This is a genomic window from Agromyces protaetiae (genome assembly GCF_030866785.1).
In the GTDB taxonomy this organism is placed as follows: domain Bacteria; phylum Actinomycetota; class Actinomycetes; order Actinomycetales; family Microbacteriaceae; genus Agromyces; species Agromyces silvae.
In genome coordinates, this window is sequence record NZ_CP133018.1 from 2,713,187 (window position 1) to 2,732,898 (window position 19,712).

11 protein-coding genes are annotated in these 19,712 nt (G+C 69.5%); 4 read left to right on the plus strand and 7 right to left on the minus strand.

Annotated elements, in window-relative coordinates; translation table 11 throughout:
• Window positions 1-26: 26 nt before the first annotated feature.
• The 6 genes from QU602_RS12520 to QU602_RS12545 all read right to left on the minus strand — a co-directional run bounded on the left by QU602_RS12520 (window position 27) and on the right by QU602_RS12545 (window position 7,807).
• Window positions 27-1,325, minus strand: a complete 1,299-nt coding sequence (locus QU602_RS12520) for an ABC transporter permease (protein WP_308796790.1) — start codon at window positions 1,323-1,325, stop codon at window positions 27-29.
• Complete coding sequence (locus QU602_RS12525) at window positions 1,322-2,626, minus strand: ABC transporter permease (protein WP_373692812.1); 1,305 nt, start codon at window positions 2,624-2,626, stop codon at window positions 1,322-1,324. The genes QU602_RS12520 and QU602_RS12525 overlap by 4 nt, the downstream gene beginning before the upstream one ends.
• Entirely contained in the window at window positions 2,623-4,143 is a 1,521-nt protein-coding gene (locus QU602_RS12530; RefSeq protein WP_308796791.1) for an ABC transporter ATP-binding protein, read from the minus strand. Before QU602_RS12530 ends, QU602_RS12525 begins: the two co-directional genes overlap by 4 nt.
• A 181-nt stretch (window positions 4,144-4,324) precedes the next feature.
• Entirely contained in the window at window positions 4,325-5,425 is a 1,101-nt protein-coding gene (locus QU602_RS12535) for a BMP family lipoprotein (RefSeq protein WP_308796792.1), read from the minus strand.
• 171 nt (window positions 5,426-5,596) lie between these two features.
• A complete protein-coding gene (locus QU602_RS12540; protein WP_308796793.1) occupies window positions 5,597-6,658 on the minus strand; it encodes a BMP family lipoprotein in 1,062 nt (353 codons plus the stop codon).
• A gap of 30 nt (window positions 6,659-6,688) precedes the next feature.
• Window positions 6,689-7,807 carry a mannose-1-phosphate guanylyltransferase gene (locus QU602_RS12545; protein WP_308796794.1) on the minus strand — a complete coding sequence of 373 codons (1,119 nt, stop codon included), beginning with the start codon at window positions 7,805-7,807 and terminating at the stop codon, window positions 6,689-6,691.
• A 195-nt stretch (window positions 7,808-8,002) separates the two neighbouring features.
• On the opposite strand from QU602_RS12545, the gene sdhC reads away from it, so the two are divergent.
• From sdhC to QU602_RS12565, 4 genes are read left to right on the plus strand one after another with little or no spacing between them, the layout of a single operon-like run.
• Window positions 8,003-8,422 carry a succinate dehydrogenase, cytochrome b556 subunit gene (sdhC, locus tag QU602_RS12550; protein WP_308796795.1) on the plus strand — a complete coding sequence of 140 codons (420 nt, stop codon included), beginning with the start codon at window positions 8,003-8,005 and terminating at the stop codon, window positions 8,420-8,422.
• Between the two features lie 11 nt (window positions 8,423-8,433).
• Window positions 8,434-8,880, plus strand: coding sequence for a succinate dehydrogenase hydrophobic membrane anchor subunit (locus QU602_RS12555; protein ID WP_308796796.1), 447 nt, complete (start codon window positions 8,434-8,436; stop codon window positions 8,878-8,880).
• Between the two features lie 7 nt (window positions 8,881-8,887).
• Window positions 8,888-10,708 carry a succinate dehydrogenase flavoprotein subunit gene (sdhA, locus tag QU602_RS12560; RefSeq protein WP_308796797.1) on the plus strand — a complete coding sequence of 607 codons (1,821 nt, stop codon included), beginning with the start codon at window positions 8,888-8,890 and terminating at the stop codon, window positions 10,706-10,708.
• A 1-nt stretch (window position 10,709) separates the two neighbouring features.
• Window positions 10,710-11,483 (plus strand): succinate dehydrogenase iron-sulfur subunit, encoded by a 774-nt coding sequence (locus tag QU602_RS12565; RefSeq protein ID WP_308796798.1) that lies wholly within the window; start codon window positions 10,710-10,712, stop codon window positions 11,481-11,483.
• 182 nt (window positions 11,484-11,665) lie between these two features.
• Here QU602_RS12565 and QU602_RS12570 read toward each other — a convergent pair whose 3' ends face one another.
• Window positions 11,666-19,483 carry a prealbumin-like fold domain-containing protein gene (locus QU602_RS12570; protein ID WP_308796799.1) on the minus strand — a complete coding sequence of 2,606 codons (7,818 nt, stop codon included), beginning with the start codon at window positions 19,481-19,483 and terminating at the stop codon, window positions 11,666-11,668.
• Between the last annotated feature and the right edge of the window lie 229 nt (window positions 19,484-19,712).

Here is a 19,712-nt window from a genome sequence, read left to right on the forward strand (position 1 = left end):
CACGCCCGGCTCAGGCTTCGCCGGCCTCAGGACTTGATGTAGGGCTTGCCCGCCGCGGCGGGGCCGCGGACCTTGCCCACGAGCCCGGCGACGGCGAAGATCGTGATCACGTAGGGCAGCATGAGCAGGAACTCGCTGGGCACGGGCGAGCCGATCACGCCGAGGGTGTTCTGCAGGTTCGACGCGAAGCCGAACAGCAGCGCGGCGAGCGTCGCCTTGATCGGGTCCCACTGGCCGAAGATCACCGCGGCGAGGGCGATGAACCCGGCGCCCGCGGTCATCTCCTTGTTGAAGGCACCCACCGAGCCGAGGGTGAAGAACGCCCCGCCCAGGCCCGCGATCGCGCCCGCGAGCGAGACGTTCCAGAACCTCGTGCGCGGCACGTTGATGCCCACGGTGTCGGCCGCCTGCGGGTGCTCGCCCACCGCGCGCAGGCGGAGGCCCCACTTGGTGTGGAACAGCCCGATGTAGACGGCGATCACGGCGATGTACATCAGGTACACGATGATCGTCTGCCGGAAGAAGGTGGGCCCGATGATCGGGATGTCGGCCAGGATCGGGATGTTGATCCGCTCGAACCGGGGCGGCGAGTTCAGCGCCGCCGCGTTCGGAGCGAGCACCTGCGAGAACAGGAAGCTGGTGAACCCGATGACCAGCACGTTCAACACGACACCGACGATGACCTGGTCGACGAAGTACTTGATGGAGAACGCGGCGAGCACGAACGAGACCAGCACGCCGGCGACCGCCGCGGCGAGCAGGCCGAGGTACGGGTTGCCGGTCGCGGACGCGACGATCGCGGACGTGAACGCGCCCGCGAGCAACTGCCCCTCGATCGCGATGTTGATGACGCCGACGCGCTCGGAGATCACGCCGGAGAGCGAACCGAAGATCAGCGGCACCGAGAGGCTGAGCGCGCCCGCGAGCAGACCCGCCAGCGGGATCACGTTCGTCGACGCCCCTGCCGCGGCCCAGGTGAGGAAGCCGATGACGAACACCACGGCGAAGACCGCCATGAGCCAGATCGGCACCTTGCGGCGTGCTCGGACCATGAACGCAGACGCGGCCGTGATCGCCGCGAGCAGCGCCAGGACCACCCAGGTGGTGATCGTCGCGTTCAGCACGACCTCGGGCAGCTGCACCGCGTCGCCCGCGGCCGAGATGCGGAACGTGGCCTCGCCGCCGTGCGGCGCGAGCAGGAACAGCAGTGCCGCGAGCACGGTCACGATGCCGAACGCGATCGGCGCCTTCCAGCTGACGACCACGGTCTTCGCGAGCACGGGCTCCTGCGGCGAGACCGCCTGGTGCTGAGGTGCGATGGTCATTTGGCCGCCACCTCCTTCGTCACGATCGGCCTGGGTCGCTTCGGGCCGGCGCCGGGGGCCGGCAGCCGGAAGATGGCCCGCACCAGCGGCGGTGCGGCGATGAAGAGGACGATGAGCGACTGCACGACGAGGACGATGTCGATCGGCACGCCCTCGGCGGCCTGCATCGAGAATCCGCCCGCCTTGAACGCGCCGAACAGGATGCCGGCGGCGAGCACGCCCCAGGGCGTGGAGCGGCCGAGCAGCGCGACCGTGATCGCGTCGAACCCGATACCCGCGTCGATGCCCGACGAGAAGCCGGTCGTGACGGTGCCGAGCACCTGGCTCACACCGGCGAGGCCGACGAGCGCGCCCGAGATGAGCATCGCGTAGACGTACATCGCCTTGACGTTGATGCCCGCGACCCTGGCGGCGTTCGGGTTCTCACCGACCGCACGGAACTGGAAGCCCAGCGCCGATCGGTCGAGGATCCACCACACCAGCACCACCGCGGCGATCGAGAGCACGAAGCCGAAGTGCAGGTTGTACTGCGGGCCGAGCAGGTCGAAGAACACCGCCGTGTCTTTCATCGGCGGCGTCTTCGGGTTGTTGGAGCCGGGTGCCTGCAGCAGGCCGGGGGTGCGGAGCATCCACGTGACCAGATACAGCGCGACGTAGTTGAGCATGATCGTGACGATCACCTCGTGCGCGCCGGTGCGCGCCTTCAGCAACCCGGCGATGCCGGCCCACAGTGCACCGGCGAGCATGCCGACGAGCAGCGCGACGACCATGTGCAGCACGGGCGGGAGGTCGAACGAGAATGCGACCCAGCCGGCACCCGCCGCGGCCATGAGCATCTGGCCGCGGCCACCGATGTTGAACATGCCGACGCGGAAGGCGAGCGCGACGCCGAGGCCGGCTGCGATCAAGGGGGTCGCGAAGGTGAGCGTCTCCGTGAGTGGACGGATGCCGGTCACGAAGTCGGGTCGGCGGAAGTTGTACACCGCGCCCTGGAAGAAGGCAGTGTAGGCGCCGGCGACCGAGTCCCAGATCGCGACGAGCGTGTCGCCCGGCCGCGCGAAGAAGTACGCCGAAGTCTCTTGCACGCGCTCGTCGGTGAACGCGATCATGATCGCGCCGACGATGAGCGCCAGCACGACGGCGAGCACCGAGATGATCGCATTGCCGGTCGCGATCTCGCGGAACGCGCGATGCCAGCGCCCCTCGGGCTCAGGCTCGGGCTCGGGCTTCGTCACCGGGGTCTCCGGCGGAACCTGCGAGCCCGTCTCGAGTGCGACGTCGGGATCGTTGGGGCTGCTCACGCGGCGGCTCCTTCGTGGTCGGGCGACTCGCCGGCCATCATGAGGCCGAGCGTGTCGCGGGACGTATCTCCCGGAACGATGCCGACGACCCGGCCCCGGTACATCACCATGATCCGGTCGGCGAGCGCCGTGACCTCGTCGAGCTCGGTCGACACGACCACGACCGGCACACCCGCGTCGCGGGACTCCACGATGCGCTTGTGGATGAACTCGATCGAACCGACGTCGACGCCGCGCGTGGGCTGCGCCGCGACCAGCAGTCGAAGCTCACGGCTGAGCTCGCGCGCCAGGACGACCTTCTGCTGGTTGCCGCCGGAGAGCCGGCCGACCTTCGTCTCGATCGAGGGCGTGCGCACGTCGTACTCCGCGACCTTCTCGCGGGCGAAGTCGGCCAGCGCGCCGCGCTGCAGGTTGCCGCCCTTCACGAACGGCGCGCCGTCGGAACGGTCGAGCATGAGGTTCTCGGCGATCGTGAACTCGGCGACGAGCCCGTCTTCCTTTCGGTCTTCGGGCACGAACCCGACGCCCGCGTTGAGGATCTTGCGCACGGTGTCGCCGTTCAGCTCGTTGCCGTCCAGCCGGATCGAGCCGCGCACGCGCTCCTGCAGGCCCACCAGGGCCTCGGTGAGCTCCGTCTGCCCGTTGCCCTGCACGCCGGCGACCGCGAGGACCTCACCGCGGCGGACCTCGAACGACACATCGTTGACCACGAGCTGCCCGATCGGATCGATCACCGTGAGCCCGTCGACCACCAGTGCCGGCTCGCCGAGCTTCGGCGCACCCTTCTGCACCGTCAGTTCGACTGCACGGCCCACCATCAGCGAGGCCAGCTCGGCGTTCGACGCGGTCGGCGCCGCCTCACCGACGACCTTGCCGAGCCGGATCACCGTGATGCGGTCGGCGACCTCGCGGACCTCGCGCAGCTTGTGCGTGATGAACACGATCGACGTGCCACTCGCCTTGAGCTGGCGCATGATCGCCATCAGCTCATCGGTCTCCTGGGGGGTGAGGACCGCCGTCGGCTCGTCGAACACGAGCACCTTCGCGTCGCGCGAGAGCGCCTTGATGATCTCGACCCGCTGCTGCACACCCACGGGCAGGTCGTCGACCAGCGCGTCGGGATCGACATCGAACCCGAACCGGTCGGAGATCTCGCGCACGCGCGCCCGCGCGGCCTGCAGGTCGAGCCGGCCACCGAGCTTGGTCTCTTCATGGCCGAGCATGACGTTCTCGGCGACCGTGAAGACCGGGATCAGCATGAAGTGCTGGTGCACCATGCCGATGCCCGCGCGCATGGCGTCGCCGGGACCGGCGAAGTGCTGGACCTCGTCGTTCAGCAGGATCTCGCCGGAGTCGGCCTGATAGAGGCCGTAGAGCACGTTCATGAGGGTGGACTTGCCCGCGCCGTTCTCGCCGAGCAGACAGTGGATCTCGCCGGCCTCGACAGTGAGGTCGATGTGGTCGTTGGCCACGAGCGTCCCGAACGTTTTCGTGATGCCTCGGAGCTCGAGTTTCATGTCACCGATCCTAGTGTTGGGGCTGCGAATGCAGGAGGGCGTGCGCAAATGTCGGCGGGCGCGGGCCTCGGTGCGCAGATGTTGCGGATGTCGCGCATCCGCGCCGCACGGAAACACGAGGCGGGGAGGCCGGCGCACGCCGGCCTCCCCGCCTGTCAGCTGTCAGTGCCGCACTGCCGCCTTATCCGGCGAGGTACGACTCGACCGTGATGTCGCCGGCGATGATCGCGTCGCGCAGCTCCTGGATCTTCGCGTCGAGCTCGGCCGGAACGCGGTCGGTCCAGTCGTGGTAGTCCGCGAGACCGACGCCCTCGTTCTCGAGCGTGCCGACGAACGGCGTCGTGTCGAACTCGTCGTTGCCGGCCTCGACGATCGCCTCGTGGACACCCACGTCGATGCCCTTGGTGATCGAGGTCAGCAGCAGGTCACCGACCGACGGGTCGGTCTCGAACACGTCGGCGTCGACACCGAGCAGCGCGATCTCGCGACCCGAGTCGCGGATGGCGACCGCGGCCGACTGGTAGATCGGGCCGCCGACGGGCAGCAGCACGTCGACGTTCTGGTCGATGATGCCCTGCGCGACCTGACGTGCGCCGTCGTTGGCCTCGAAGCCGCCCGTGAAGGAGCCGTCCTGCGCTGCGGTGTCCCAGCCGATGACCTTGACGTCGGTGCCGTTCTCTTCGTTGTAGTGGCTCACGCCCTGCGCGAAGCCGTCCATGAAGATGGTCACCGTCGGAATGTTCATGCCGCCGAAGGTGCCCACGGCACCGGTCTGCGAGACACCGGCCGAGAGGTAGCCCGCGAGGAACGCGGCCTGGGCGGTGTCGAAGATGATCGGCTTGATGTTGTCGGCGTCGGTGGTGCCGTCGAAGTCCTGGTCCACCGGGTCGTCGATCGAGACGTAGTCGATGTCGGGGTTCGCGGTGGCCGACTCGAGCGCGGCGGGCGCGAGCAGGAAGCCGACCGTGACGATGGCGTTGCAGCCCTGGTCGACGAGGCTCGTCAGGTTCGCGTTGTAGTCGGTCTCAGCGGCCGACTCGACCTTGATCGGCTCGACGCCGAGCTCTTCGGCCGCCGCGTCGAGGCCCTCGGCGCCGAGCTGGTTGAAGGACTTGTCGTCGAACCCGCCCGCGTCGGAGACCATGCAGGGCAGGAAGTCGCTGGCCGCCTCGGTGCCGCCGTCACCCGAATCCTCGGGAGCGGATGCGCAACCGGCGAGCAGCACCGCACTGCCGAGCAGGGCGAACCCGCCGAGCGCGGCCTTCTTCGTCGTGATCCTCACTGTGTCCTCCAAAAGACTGCTCCCCGAACGTCGTATGCGGGGGTGGTGCACTCACGTTACCCAATGTGTCGCGCGGCTCCGCGGCCCGATGCGCACGCGACATCCAATGGTTATCAAGAAGCGACAATCTGCTCATATGAGCAGGTGATCCTCCGCTCGCGACCGCCCGGATCAGGGTGCGCTCGGCGACTCGACGACGAGCTCACCGGAGATGATCTGCTGCCGCAGACCGTCGATCTCCGCCTCGAGCTCGGGCGTGACGAGGCTCGCCAGGTCGTGGAACGGCGCGATCTCGACGCCGCCGTTCTCGAGCGTGCCCACGTAGGGCTCGTTCGTGAACGTCTCATCGACCACGTCGCCGACGATCTCCACCATGGCCTGCTGGGTGTTCTTCAGCACGCTCGTGAGCAGCACCGGACGGTACTCGGCGGGGAGCGTCTCGTAGCCGTCGCTGTCGACCCAGATGACCGAGACGCCGTCGCGCTCGACGGCGGCGGCGGTCGCGCCCTCGCCGACCTGCCCGGCGACCGGGAGCAGCACGTCGGCGCCCTGATCGATGAACCCCTCGGCGAGCACCTTGCCCTTGTTGATGTCCTCGAAGTCCCCCGTGAACGAGCCGTCCTGCGCCGCCTTGTCCCAGCCCAGCGCCCGGACCGCCGTACCGTGCGCGGCATTGTAGGCAGCCACCCCGTCGACGAACCCGTCCATGAACAGCGTGACCGGCGGCTGGTTCCCGCCGCCGAACGTGGCGACCACACCGGTCGTACTCACGCCCGCGGCCAGGTACCCGGCGAGGAACGCCGCCTGCGCCGTGTCGAAGACGACCGGCTTGACGTTGTCGGCCTCGACCGTCTCGTCGACGATCGCGAACGCGAGGTCGGGATTGGCCTCGGCCTGCTCGCTCGTCGCCTCCGCGAGCTCCCAGCCGACCGTGACGATGAGCTGACACCCCGAGTCGACGGCCTGTTGCACATTGGGGGCGAGGTCGGTCTCACCCGTCGACACCAGCGCCTCGGACTCGACCCCGAGCTCTTCCTCGGCGAGCTGCAGGCCCTCCCAGCTCGACTGGTTGAACGAGCGGTCCTCGAGACCGCCCGAGTTGGTCACCATCCGCGCGCAGACCTCGCTGCCGGCGGCCTCGCCGCCCGACTCGGGCGCGCTCGCGCACGCGACCAGGACGAGGGATGCCGCGGCCACGGCCCCCAGGGCGGTGAGACGTCGTGTCCGAAGCATCCGTCGCTCCTCTCTCTACAGCACGTCGCTCTACAGCACGTCGCTCGATCCGCCCAGCCGGAGGGCGTCGACGACGGCCTTCACGCGCTGAGCGTGCTCGCTCGTGGTCACGAGCAGCGCATCGGGCGTGTCGACGACCACGATGTCGTGCACGCCGATGAGGCTGATGACGCGGTTCGCGCGACTCACCACGATGCCGCTCGACGCGTCGGCGAGCACGCGCGCGTTCTCACCGAGGATGGCGAGCTCGCCCGAGCGCCCGGCCGTGTTGAGTTTGGCCAGCGACGCGAAGTCCCCGACGTCGTCCCATTGGAAGTGCCCGCGCACGACCGCGAGCCGCCCGGCTGCGGCCGCGGGCTCGGCGACGGCATAGTCGATCGCGATCTTCTCGAGCGTGGGCCAGATGCGATCGACCGCTGGGCCGCGCGTGCCCGGGTCGTCCCACGCCTCGGCGAGTTCGATGAGCCCGGCGTGCAGGTCGGGCTTGGTGCGGGCGATCTCTTCGAGGAGCCGGTCGGCGCGCGCGATGAACATGCCCGCATTCCAGAGGTGGCGGCCGCTCGCGAGGTAGCGCCTCGCCGTCTCGAGGTCGGGCTTCTCGACGAAGCTCGCGACCGATTCGACGTGGTCGGCACCGCTCACCTCGAGGTCGTCGCCGGTCTCGATGTAGCCGAACCCGACCGCCGGCTCGGTCGGCGTGATGCCGATGGTCACGATGTAGCCGTCGTCGGCGGCCGCGATCGCCTCGACGACCGCCTGCCGGAAGAGGGCATTGCCCGAGATCACGTGGTCGGCCGCGAAGGAGCCGATGATCACGCCGGGCTCCCGGCGCTCGAGGATCGCCGCGGCGAGGCCGATCGCCGCGGTCGAATCGCGCGGCTCGCTCTCCAGCACGATGTTGCGGTCGTGCAGGTCGGGCAGTTGGGTCTCCACCGCGGCGCGGTGCGCCCGGCCGGTGACGACCATGATGCGCTGCTCGCCCGAGATGGGCGAGAGCCGGTCCCACGTGTCCTTGAGGAGCGTCTGCCCCGACCCGGTGAGGTCGTGCAGGAACTTGGGGGCGTCGGCGCGCGAGAGCGGCCAGAGGCGCGATCCCACGCCGCCGGCGGGGATCACGCTGTAGAACCGCTCGAGAGGTGCATCCTGCATCAGGCCAGCGTATCCGCGACCGCCCACCACCCGAAGCGGCGCAGACCCGGGTGTCACGGCGGGTGTCTCGACGTCGAGACAGTTAGGGCGGCCTAAGGGGCGGGCGCCGAGACGCCGGGCTAGACTCGCATGCGGGCCGACGCGCCCGCCTGCCCGCCGTTCCGAGCGGGCTCGCACAGCCATGGAGGGGTGTTCATGCCAGAGACGCAGGCAGGAACCCTGACCACACCTCAGCCGGTCAAAGAGCGACCGGGCGGCACGCTGTATCGCGGCCGCGAGGGCATGTGGTCGTGGGTGCTGCACCGGATCACCGGGGTCGCGATCTTCTTCTTCCTCCTCGTGCACATCCTCGACACCGCACTGGTGCGGGTGAGTCCCGAGGCGTACAACGCGGTCATCCACACCTACCAGACGCCCATCATGGGCATCGGCGAGGTCGCACTCGTAGGCGCCATCGTGTTCCACGCGTTCAACGGCCTGCGCATCATCCTCGTGGACTTCTGGGCCTGGGCGACCCGGCACCAGAAGCTGCTGTTCTGGATCGTGATCGGCCTGTGGGTCATCGCGATGATCGGCTTCACGCCGCGCCACCTCATCAACGTCTTCAGCCACTAAGGGAGCGCCGAGTGTCTGTCATCGAAGCGCCGCGGACCCCGGTCCGCCCCGCACCCAAGCGCGGCCCCAACCTCGAGAAGTGGGGCTGGATCTACATGCGCGTCTCGGGCGTGGTGCTGATCGTGCTGATCTTCACCCACCTGTTCGTCAACCTCCTGGTCGGCGAGGGCGTCAGCGCCATCAACTTCGGGTTCGTCGCCGGCAAGTGGGCCGACCCGTTCTGGCAGTGGTGGGACGTCGCCATGCTCTGGCTGGCGCTGATCCACGGCTCGAACGGCATGCGCACGATCGTGAACGACTACACCAACCCGGGCACCGTGCAGAAGATCCTGAAGGGCGCGCTCTTCGGCTCGGCCGTGGTGCTGATCGTGCTCGGCACCCTCGTCGTCTTCACCTTCGACCCGTGCCCGGCCGGCTCCCCCGCCGACCTGCTGCCCTCGTTCTGTTCCGCCCAATAGGAGATTCGTGACCACGGAGAAGCACGTCGAGACGAAGGTCGTCGACGGAGTCCACTATCACCAGTACGACATCGTCATCGTCGGCGCCGGTGGCGCGGGCATGCGCGCGGCGATCGAAGCCGGTCCGGGTGCGAAGACCGCGGTCATCTCCAAGCTGTACCCGACGCGCTCGCACACGGGCGCCGCGCAGGGCGGCATGGCCGCCGCGCTCGCGAACGTCGAGGAAGACAGCTGGGAGTGGCACACGTTCGACACCGTCAAGGGCGGCGATTACCTCGTCGACCAGGACGCGGCGGAGATCCTCGCGAAAGAGGCGATCGACGCGGTCATCGACCTCGAGAACATGGGCCTGCCGTTCAACCGCACGCCCGACGGCAAGATCGACCAGCGCCGGTTCGGCGGGCACACGCGCGATCACGGCAAGGCGCCGGTGCGCCGGGCCTGCTACGCCGCCGACCGCACGGGCCACATGATCCTGCAGACGCTGTTCCAGAACTGCGTCAGGCTCGGCATCGAATTCTACAACGAGTACTACGCGCTCGACCTCGTGATGACCGACGTCGTCGGCGAAGACGGCACCGTCACGAAGAAGCCCTCCGGCGTGGTGGCCTACGAGCTCGCCACGGGCGAGCTGCACGTCTTCCAGGCCAAGGCCGTGATCTTCGCGACGGGCGGCTTCGGCAAGATCTACAAGACCACGTCGAACGCGCACACCCTCACGGGTGACGGCGTCGGCATCATCTGGCGCAAGGGCCTGCCGCTCGAGGACATGGAGTTCTTCCAGTTTCACCCGACCGGCCTCGCGGGCCTCGGCATCCTGCTCACCGAGGGTGCACGCGGTGAGGGCGCGATCCTCCGCAACGCCTCCGGCGAGCGGTTCATGGAGCGCTACGCGCCGACCATCAAAGACCTCGCGCCGCGCGACATCGTCGCGCGCTGCATGGTGCAAGAGGTGGCCGAGGGCCGCGGTGCCGGCCCGCACAAGGATTACGTGCTGCTCGACTGCACGCACCTCGGTGCAGAGGTGCTCGAGACCAAGCTCCCCGACATCACCGAGTTCGCGCGCACCTACCTCGGCGTCGACCCGGTCTACGAGCCCGTGCCGGTCATGCCGACCGCGCACTACGCCATGGGCGGCATCCCGACGAACGTGAACGCCGAGGTCCTCTCCGACAACACCACGGTCGTGCCCGGCCTCTACGCCGCAGGCGAGTGCGCGTGCGTCTCGGTGCACGGCTCGAACCGCCTCGGCACGAACTCGCTGCTCGACATCAACGTGTTCGGCAAGCGCGCGGGCCGCAACGCGGTCGAGTACGTCAAGACCGCGGACTTCACGCCGCTTCCGGATGACCCGGCGCACGAGATCCGCGAGCTGCTGTCGCAGCTCAGCGCATCCACCGGCACCGAGCGGATCGCCGCGATCCGCAAGGAGCTCCAGGACGAGATGGACAAGGGCGCGCAGGTGTTCCGCACCGACGAGTCCCTGGCCCACGTGACGAAGGTCATCGCGGGCCTCCGCGAGCGGTACAAGCAGATCTCCGTGCAAGATAAGGGCAAGCGGTTCAACACCGACCTGCTCGAGGCGGTCGAGCTCGGGTTCCTGCTCGACCTCGCCGAGGTCGTCGTGTACTCCGCGCGGAACCGTGAAGAGAGCCGCGGCGGGCACATGCGCGACGACTTCCCCAACCGCGACGACGAGAACTACATGCAGCACACGATGGCCTACCTCACGGGCGACCCGCACTCGTCCGAGGCATCCGATCACATCCAGCTCGACTGGAAGCCGGTCACCGTGACGCGCTACCAGCCCATGGAGAGGAAGTACTGACGTGAGCACCGCCACGCTGGAACAGCCGCAGGCCCCAGAGGCCCCCGCCGAGGCCCCCATCCAGTCCTTCACCGTCACGTTCCTGATCCGCCGGTTCGACCCCGACGTGGACACCGAGCCGCGCTGGCAGGACTTCGACGTCGAGATGTTCCCGACCGACCGCGTGCTCGACGCGCTGCACAAGATCAAGTGGGAACAGGACGGCTCGCTGACCTTCCGCCGGTCGTGTGCGCACGGCATCTGCGGGTCCGACGCGATGCGCATCAACGGCCGGAACCGGCTCGCCTGCAAGACGCTGATCAAGGACCTCGACATCTCGAAGCCGATCTACGTCGAGGCGATCAAGGGCCTGCCGCTCGAGAAGGACCTCATCGTCGACATGGAGCCGTTCTTCGCGAGCTACCGCGAGGTGCAGCCGTTCCTGCAGCCGAAGACCGCGGCCGAGCCCGGCAAGGAGCGCGTGCAGTCGGTCGCCGAGCGGGCGATCTTCGACGACACCACCAAGTGCATCCTGTGCGCCGCGTGCACGTCGAGCTGCCCCGTGTTCTGGACCGACGGCCAGTACTTCGGCCCGGCGGCGATCGTGAACGCGCACCGGTTCATCTTCGACTCGCGTGACGACGAGGCGAAGGTCCGCCTCGACATCCTGAACGACAAGGAGGGCGTGTGGCGCTGCCGCACGACCTTCAACTGCACCGAGGCGTGCCCCCGCGGCATCGAGGTCACGAAGGCGATCGCCGAGGTCAAGCAGGCCGTGATGCGCGGCCGCCCGTAACCGGCGCCCGACGGTCGAAACGGCCGCCCGCTCTCTGAGCGGGCGGCCGTTTTCGTGTTGCTCCGCGACCGGGCGCCCTCCCGCTCCCGGGACGGGAACACGCGGGCAGACGCGGAGCAAGGGACAGGCCCCGGCGTTTCGGGAGACGCCGAGGCCTGTCGTGCGGGAGCCGCAGGGGGGGTTTAGCTCGCCGCGCTGTTCCGGCGGCGGCGCAGGTGCAGCGCCAGCAGGAACATCAGGCCGGCGAACACGAGGCCGCCGCCCATGAATGCAAACCAGCCGCCGTCGAAGCCCGTGGAGGGCAGTTTGCCCGACGGAGCGGGATTGCAGCCGATCGTGGCCGGGGGGTAGGCCTCGATCGAGTCGGTGGTCGGGTTCATGCGGACCTCGAGCACCGCGTCGCCGCGCAGGTCGTAGAACGGCGCCTGCGGCGTCAGGATCCACTGACCGGTCGGCAGCTGGAGCCAGCCGGGCCACGCGATGCCGTTGCCGGCGTCGTCCACGACCGCGCCGGGCCAGAGCGCCGACCCGGTGAGGGCCTCACCGCCGACCGCGGTGCCTGGCGGCACGATCGAGTCCACGCGGGCCGCACCGTCGGCGAGGATCGCCGCCCGGTCGCTCGCGGGGATCGAGGCGTCACGTGCGGCGTAGGCCGCCTTGGTCCACCAGATCAGCACGATGGTCGGCGTCTCGACCCCGTCGATGTTGTAGGGCGTGACGTTCCAGTCGATGTAGGGCGCGTTGGCCCGGCACATCGGCTGCAGCGCGATCTGGATCGACTTCACGGGCGTGATCTCGGTCGAGGTGTTGTCCTCGGGTGTCGACTCCACGCCGTCGCTGGTCACGGTCGCCGTGTTCTCGATGTCGAGGATCTTCGCCGTCGGGTCGCCGCCCGCACGCGGGAGGTCGGCCGCGGTCTTCACGCGGAGCGTGAACACCGCCTCCTCGCCCACCGCGAACGCGCCGTCCTTCGTGAACGTGAGCGTCCCGCCGAAGCCGGCCTCGCTCTCGCCCGTGAGCGAGACCGTCCAGCCCTCGAGCTCGGGGAGCGTGACCACCGCGATCGTCTCGGGTAGCTCGTCGGTGACGACCACTCCGGTCGCCGCCGGGGTGCCCTCGGCCGAGTTGTTCCGCACCGTGAAGGTGTAGTCGTACTCGGCGTCCTCGTCGGTCGGCACGGCCGGCCCGCCCTCGAACTCGCCGCCGTCCAGCTTCTCGATCGCGAGATCGACCGGCTGCGCCGTGTTCGTGATGCGGCAGGTGACCTCGCCGCCCGCGACGACCGTCGCGGCCGTGACCGGGTCGGTGCCCGCGTCGCAGGTCCACTCCCCCGCTGCATAGAAGGTCAGCAGCGGGTTCTCGACCGGCTCGGTGAGCGACTCGGCAAGCGTGTACTGGCCGGCCGGGACGAGACGCGTGGTGCCGTCCTCCGCGCCCGGCGTGACGAACTCGTCGCCCTCGCCGGTGGCCGCGAGCGTCCAGTCCGGCGCCGTGCCGAGCGTCTTGCCCTCGAGGTCGAGTCCGTCGAACGGCGTGTTGTCGACGTGCTTGATCAGCGTCAGGCGACCCATCGGGATCTCGGCGCAGGCCTCGACCTCGGTGTCCACCGTGCCGCTCGTCAGCAGGCCGCCGTTCAGGAAGCCGCCCGGGCCGCCCTCCGGGTCGCAGACCAGGTCGCCGGTCGCGGTCTCCTGGGAGACCGCGGCGATGACCGTCACCGTGTAGGTGTGGGTGGTCTCGATCGGCAGCTGCACGTCGTCGGCGAGGACGGTGTCCTCACCCAGGCCGGTCCACGAGGAGGGGTCCACGTCCGGAGCATCCGTGGTCGCGCTCGAGCTGACCACCTCGACGCCCGCGGGGTACTCGAGCGTGTCGGCCAGGTCGTAGTACAGGTCGTGCGCCGACCCGTTCTCGACCGTCAGCCGGTATTGCACCTGCCACGTGCCGTCGGCCTGCAGCTCGGGCGAGCCGACCACCGTCTTCACGATGTCGGGCATGCCCGGCACGTCGCACGCGGTCGCCGAGATCGGCTCCTCGCCGTCCACGGTCGCCGTGGCGACGTTGCGGAAGCCACCGGAGACGTAGCCGTCGCCGCCCGGCTCGCACTGGGTGGTCTCGTCGGTCCACGCCGCCCCGGTCACCGTCGCGTTGACCGTCACCGTGTAGACGTGGGGCTCCGAACCGCCCTCGATGACCTCGTCGGTCGCGAGCGTGGCGGTGTCGCCCGAGAACTCACCGGAGCGGCCTTCGCCGGACCAGGATGCCTCGTTCACGTCGATGCCCTCGCCGAAGTACTCCAGGGTGTCGTCGAGGTCGTACTCGATCTCGATCACGGGGCTGTCGTTGGCCACGGAGACCTCGTACACGAGGTCCCAGGTGCCGTCGGCGAGCTGAGCCGTCGAGACGACGCGCTTGTCGATGGAGAGGTTCGCCTCGCAGTCGACCGGGTTCACGACCGTGAACTCGTTGACCGACGCGTCGAGCGTGACCGTGCCGAGGCCGGTCGGCTCGCCGAGCACGCAGCCCGAGGGCAGCTGCTCGATGACGTCCTCACCGATCGTGAGCTCGTCGCCGGCCGCGTACGGTGCGTAGGTCGTGCCCCACACCTTGACATCGCCGTCGAGCGTGAGCGTCGCCGCGTCCTGCAGGAACTCGGGCGCCTCGGCGACCGGGTACTCGATGCCGTTCAGCACCCAGACCTTGTCGACCGTGACCGACACGGGGACCTCGGCGCACGCCTCGGCCTCGTAGTCGTCGGCTCCCGACGAGACGGATGCCCCGTTGAACAGGCCGTTCCCGGGCTCACCCGTGCAGGTGAACTCGGACACGTCGTCGGTGTCCGCGACGGAGAAGCGGACCGTGATGACGTAGTCCTCGGTCGCGCCGCCCGCGAGGGTGCGGTCGGTCGCGAGCGTCGTCTCGCCCTGCCCGTTCCAGCCGGCGATCGTCGTGCCGCCGCGCGTGGCGGTGGCCTGCTCGATCGTGACGCCGTTCCCGAAGTCGAGGGTGTCCTCGAGGCTGTACACGAGCGCCTGGCCGGCGCTGGTGTTCGTCACGCGGACCCGGTACTCGATCGTCCAGTCGTCGCCGTCCTGCGTCGGGCTCGAGGTCACCGTCTTGGAGATCTCGGGCGTCGCGGGCTGCGAGCACGCGTCGACGTGCTGGTCGGCGGCCTTGCCCGAGCTGAGGACAGCCCGGTTCAGGAACCCGGTGCCCTCGCCTTCGGGCTGGTCGGCCGCGCACACGAGCTCGCTCGGGTCGTCCTGGAAGGCTCCGGCGGCGACCGTGGCGACGACCGAGACCACGTACTCGTGGGTCTTCGTCGCGCCGATCGTACGATCCGTCGCGAACTCGGCGGTGCCCGAGCCGAGGTCGAACTCGCCGCTGGTCTCACCGCTCCACTCGGCGGAGACCACCGTGATCGGGCCGCCGAAGTCGAGCGTGTCGGTGAGCGAGTACTTCGTCGTGTAGTCGGCGTTGCCGGTCACCACGACGCGGTACTCGATGGCCCAGCTCCCGTCGGGCTGCTGCGTCGTCGAGGTCACGGTCTTCGCCACGCTCGGCACGCCGCCGTCCGTGATCGGACCGCACGCGTCGTCGGTGACCCGGTCGTTGCCCGCGGTGAGCACGGCCGTGTTGAAGAAGCCGTTGCCCGGCTCACCCGTGCACGCCGCATCGGCGACGCCCGCGGGGACCCGGACTTCGAAGACGACCGTGTAGACGTCGGTCGCACCGGCCGCGATCGCGCGCTGCGCATCCGCCGGCACGATCACGCCGTCACCGAAGGGGCCGGTGACGACCGTCGCGCCGTCGAGGCTCACGGTCCAGCCGAGCACCTCGGCGTCGGCCGCGAACGCCGTCTCGTCGGAGAGCGCGTAGTACGCGTCCCGGGCGCCGGCCGAGGTGTTGTCGACCGTGATCGTGTAGGTGACGTCCCACGTGCCGTCCGTCGCGTCCTGCGCCGAGGACACGAAGTCCTTCGCGATCGCGGGGCGCGTCGGCGCGGCGCACGCCGCGTCGTCGGCCTCGGTGCCGCCGCTGATCAGCGTCGCCACGTTGTTGAACGCGCCGTCGGCGGTCGAGCCGTCGGCCGGGCAGGCGCCGGCGGGCGTGCTGCCCACGACCCCTTCCGCGACCGTGACGTTGCGCACGGTCACCTCGTAGACGGCCGATTCGTCCGCGGCGAGCGGCTGGTCGGCGGCGACGAGGGTGTCGGCGTCGCCGTTCCACTCGGCGCGCGCGCCGGGGCCGGTCACGGTGGCGTCGGCGGCGTCATAGGTGATGCCCGCGCCGAAGGCGGTGGCATCCCGCAGCGTGTAGACGCCGGGGACGTCGCCGTCGTTCGTGACCTCGATGCCGTACACGATCGTCCAGCGGCCGTCGGCCTGCTGGCTCGCACTCGACACGGTCTTCTCGTGCGACAGCACAGGGAGCTCGATCGTGACGCACGCGTCATCCGTGCGCTCCTGGCCGCTCGACACGATACGGCCGACGTTGCGGATGCCGCCGTCCTCCGTCGTGCACTCGAGTGCCTCGCCGTCGGCCTCGGCCGTCACCTGCACGCGCACGACCACCTGGTAGCTGAAGGTGGTGTTCGCGGGCAGTGCGACGCCCGTGAGGTTCGCGGGGGCGGGTGCGACCGGGGTGATCGTCGGTTCGCCGACGACCGTGACGCCCGCCGGCACGGCCGGCGTGTCCGTCAGGTCGAAGTAGACCGGCGTCGACGTGCCGTTGGTGACGGCGATCGTGTATGCCGCGTCCCACTGACCGGGCTGACCGTCGACCGGCGTCGAGCCGACCGCGGTCTTGGTGACCGTCGGCAGCGCCGGCTCGGCGCACGCGGTGCGGTCGGTGGTGCCGTTGAGCGTCGCGACGTTCGAGAACGCGGTCGACGAGCCGGGCTCACCGCACTCGAGGCTCGCTTCGCCGGCTCCGGGCTTGAGCGACGTGTTCACCGTGATCGTGAACGTGTGCGTCGTGTTCGCGGCGATCGCCGTGCCCGAGGGGGCGAGGGTCGTCGCGCTCACACCGTTCCACGAGGTCGTGTCGAGCCCGGCGTCGTTCGTCGCGACGGCGCTGCCGTCCGTGATCACCACGTCCGGGCCGAAGCGGAACGCGTCGGTCAGCGAGTAGGCGCCCGCGATCGCGCGGCTGGCGTTGGTCACCTTCACGTCGTAGGTGACGTTCCAGGTGCCGTCGGCCTGCGCCTCGGCGCTGGTGACCGCCTTGGTGTGGGTCACCTGGGCCGGCTTGGCCGTGTTCGTGATCGAGCAGGTCACGTGCTGGCCGAGCTTGATCGGCGTCAGCGTGACCGCCGAGCCGTTCGAGCCCTGCACGAGGACGTTGCTGTCACAGCTCCAGCTGCCGTTGGTGAACTCGTCACCGTACTGCGCGGCGACCTCGGTGAGCGAGAACGTCTCGCCCGCGAGCACGTTCACCGGGCCGGCGCCGCCGGGGCCGGTGACGACCGAGCCCTTGTCGCCGGTCGCGGTGAGCGTCCAGTTCGAGGCGGGCACGGCCGAGCCGGAGACCGTCTTGACGAGCGTCAGGGTCGGCGCGAGGTCGCGGTTCGTGAAGGTACACGTCGCGGCCTGCTGGCCGGTGAGGGTCACCGAACCGGTGTCACCGTTGTAGGTGGCACCGACGCACTGCACGCCGACGAGCTCGTAGCCCTCGCGCTGGGTCTCGCTCAGCGCGTAGGTGCCCGGCGCGACGCGCTTGGTCTCACCCGTGTTGAAGGCGGTCTGGTTCGCGCGCAGGTTGCCGTTCCAGTCGGATGCCACGGCGGTGCCGCCGTGCGCGTTCTCGACCTTCTTCACGAGCGTGAGGCTCGCGTCGCAGGTCACGGTGTTCGTGACGGTGTACTCGTTCGCGCCTCCGGCGAGCGCGTTCACGACTCCGGCTGCGGTGATGTCGCCGCCTGCGACCTTCGAGAAGGTCGCACCCGTGAGCGTGCAGAGAGCCGGAACCGTGACGTTCTTCTCGCCGAGCGTGACCTTCTGGCCCTGCGCGTAGCCGCCGACCACCGTGTCCCACGCGATGGCCGTGGAGCCCGCGGGCGTCGCCGTCGGAGCGGCCTGGAAGCCGGCCGGGAACTGGTTGAGCGGTGAGGCGACACCGTTCACGACCCACTGCTTGTTCAGCTCGACCGTCGAGGGTGCTTGCACGTTGGTGACGGTGCACTCGAGCTTGTCGCCGGGCTCGACGCCCGGGATCTGGAACGTCGTGCCCTGCACCGAGGCCGGCACGTTCGCGCCATTGCTCGTGCAGACGACGCTCTCGAGCGACCAGCCCGGCTTCGCCGTCTCGGTGAAGCTCAGGTTCGTGCTCTGGGCGCGGTCGGAGAACTGGAGGTTCCAGTTGGCGACACCCTGCGCGTTCGTCGACTGCGCGCCCGGGGTGAGCGTTCCGGCGCTCGGCGTCGCCGGGGTGAACGTCCAGTTCGCCCCGGCCGAGGTGCTGCCGTTGAGCGCCTTCTCGACCTTCTTGACCGTGACCGGCACGTTGCAGGTGACGGACTTGGCGAAGTCCGCGAGCAGCGGCTCGAGGTCTTCCCAGTCGGTGTTGAAGTAGTCGGCGTCGTTCAGCGTGTCGCCGGTCTGGTAGCCGCGCGGGCCCGAGATCGCGCTCAGGTTCGACGGCGCGAGCCCCGAGCCGATGCCGACGGTGATGACGCGCTTGCTTTGGTTCTTGATGGCGTTGGCCGAGAAGACGGCCTGCTCGAGCTCACGGAAGTACGTGCTGCTGCCGGGTCCGGTCGGGCCCGTGCCCGAGAACGTCGGGTTGCCGTCGGTGAGCACGACCACGAGGTCGTACTGGCTCGCGTTCTGGGCGACGGCCCAGAGGCCGCGGTCCCAGTTGGTGCCGTTGGAGTCGTAGCCAGGAGCGGTGAACGAGGCGATGTATCCGTCGATGCGGCTCTTGAGCGTGTTCTGGTTGTTGCCCGAGTCGATGGCGAGCGCCGTGCCGTAGTTCGACGTCGTGGCACGCGGCGAGAGGTCGCCGAACGAGTAGAGCGCGACCGACGAGCTCGTACCCGCGAGCGCGTCGACGAATCCCTTGCCCGCCTGGCCGAGGGTGCCGGCTGCGCCGGCGTTCTTCACCGAGCCGGAGAGGTCGAAGAGGAGCGCGACGCGCACACCCGCGGTGCACTGCTGCGGCAGCTCGGGGTTCTTGAGCTTGTTCGCCCACATCCCGCTGGTCGTGTAGGCGCTGCTGTCTGCGACCTCGTCGGTCGGCATGTTCACCGTGTTGTTCGCCTGGAGTTGCGGCGTGAGGTACGCGTAGGCGCGCTCGGTGCCCGAGTTGCCGGCCCCGCCCGTGCGGAACGTCGTCACGATGTCGTAGTTCTGCGCCGCAGGCGTGCCCGGCGCGGGAGCGATCTCCTGCACCCAGAGCCGCTCATTGCGGTTCGCACCGCTCGAGTTGGTGCCCGGAACCGAGAAGTAACAGAAGCCGTCGTCACCCGCGACGATGGTGCACTGCGCCCACGGCTCGTTGATCACGGCGCCGGGGCTGCCACCGGTGCCGCCCGAGGTGTTACGGAGGAGCTGGAACCGCGCGCCCTCGGCGTAGGTGTACGCGACGGCGCTGGCACCCGAAGCGGTGCGCACGTCACGCTTGGCGACCTTGATGATCGTCGTCGTGCTGGTCGGCGTCTTCGCGACCGTCTGCCCGGCGCCGTTCACGCTGAACGGCGTCATCAGGCCGGCCGGCGGTCCGGTCGAGTCGGGGTTCGCCGGGGCATCCGTCGCCGGTTCCTCCGCCGCGGGCGCCTCGGGCGCCGGCGCATCCGGCGCGGGCGCCTCGGGCGCCGGCGTCTCGGTCGCGGGCGTCTCGCTCTCAGGAGCCTCGGGCGCCGTCGTCTCAGGCGACGACGTCGTCGGCGGCGTGCTCGGGTCGACCGGCGCGGCGACGGCGACCGACGGCACGCCGACGGTCAGCAGGGCGCCGATCGTGAGGGCCGCGAGGGTCGAGCCGAGCCGGCCGATGCGGAGCATTCCGCGACGTCCGGGAGGGGTCGAGAGGGCAGGGGTGAGCGCGCGCGAACGATCGCGCCGCCGTTTCGGGTTCGGCAACGTCTCGTAACTTTCGGGTAATTGGTGCTGGGGTGGGGCTTGGGTGTGTGCTTCGCGGTTCCGGCAGAATTCGGGGTAATGCCGGACGGGTATCCGCGAATCCCTGGCAGTCAAGCAGGTGGAGTCGGTCCTCCGGAAGGGGGACATGACC